The organism is Shewanella sp. 5S214, assembly GCF_041439795.1.
In the GTDB taxonomy this organism is placed as follows: Bacteria; Pseudomonadota; Gammaproteobacteria; order Enterobacterales; family Shewanellaceae; genus Shewanella; species Shewanella vesiculosa.
This window is the reverse complement of the sequence record NZ_JBGOOV010000074.1, coordinates 1-1387: the sequence shown is the minus strand read 5'-3', so window position 1 is coordinate 1387 and position 1387 is coordinate 1. Positions and strand designations below refer to the sequence as shown.

Below are 1387 nucleotides of genomic sequence, written 5' to 3'. Positions count from 1 at the left end.
AGCTAGCGGGCCATCCATGGCCAGCTCACGCTATTTTCTTCAACGGCCTCAAGTTAAGGGTTGAATTTGTACATTTGAAAGCAAAGCATATAACGCATTTGTGGACATTTCCGAGTTAGACTTTTAGCTCGAATTAGTAAGTTTCGAATTAAAATTTCTCTGGGATCACATCTGAAGTGAGGCGGCCGATGTGATTAGACTAGAACAAGTTCCTAAGCTATATCGTAATCCTAAAACTCACAGAGTAAGTCTTAAAAAGCAACATGCAAACCGAATAGGGTTATCCCGTGGAGATAAAACTGCTCGGTTTGCATGTTGTTTTGCAGTTTAAAAAAATCTTATTTGAAAATAGCGTCCATTTGTAATTTAAGCAGTTTAAATTTATTAATGGCAATCAAAAATCTTCTCTCCCTGATAATTTACCTTTCCTGACTCAAAGAGATACATTCGTTCTCTTGCTATTCCACAAGTATCCACATTGATAACACCCTTACCAATACCAGGTTTATCGATAAAATACGCAGCTCCATGAGGGTCGCGAAGCTGATAAATATTGAACCCCCCATCTAAAATACCACTGCAAGATAAAATTCCTTTGTAGTCATCCTTTTTTTTGTCAAAAGAGCCTGTATCACCATGAGAGAAAAAGATATCCACAAATTTACCTTTATCAACATACACAACAAAAACTCGGTCAATATCTTCAATATCTTGTCCGTCATCGCCACTGGTACTATATGCATTCAAGCAAGAAGCGATTAGTGGCGGAAATGGATCTAAAAATGGCCTAGCCCTCTGGTCCGCACAACCAAGTTGAAACATAAGAATAATTATTAATAAAATAAAACGCATAGTTACAATACCTTACTGGGTTCAGTTCTATATGGACTATCAAAGCAAGTTACTGCAGTACAGCTTCCTATAAAAATTTTACCGCCAATTTGCGTTCCTAGATACAATATTACGTTCCTGTTTCTCGAATCATTTAACCAGCTAACATCTCCTGTACCACCACTTTCAGAATTATGGCTATTTGAAAATTCAAAAATGCATTTGGATGCGTATGGTATCCATCCAAACCAAAAGTTATATAGACTGAGGTCGAACTGCCTACTACAGGGGAACTATAATGGTATCCCAGTCTATCATGGTAAATACTACCTCCAATTTCTACATTAAATGCCTCTGATATTGGAGATACCAAACCCAAAACTTCTCTCGCTGCATCATCTGAGGAATCAAAAGATTTCACCGTATCTTCGCAACCATTATATTTTCTATACCAAACTGCATGGTTATATTTCTTATAAGTAGATCGCACTTACTCACAATGGGGCATAAATGATTTGCATACCTTGCTCGCAATTGGTGTGATTCAACTCAGAAC

1 protein-coding gene is annotated in these 1387 nt (G+C 37.4%); it reads right to left on the bottom strand.

Translation table 11 applies throughout. The annotated features are described in order from the left end of the window. Positions 1-384: 384 nt before the first annotated feature. Positions 385-852, bottom strand: a complete 468-nt coding sequence (locus tag ACED29_RS21100) for a hypothetical protein (RefSeq protein ID WP_371698684.1) — start codon at positions 850-852, stop codon at positions 385-387. Between the last annotated feature and the right edge of the window lie 535 nt (positions 853-1387).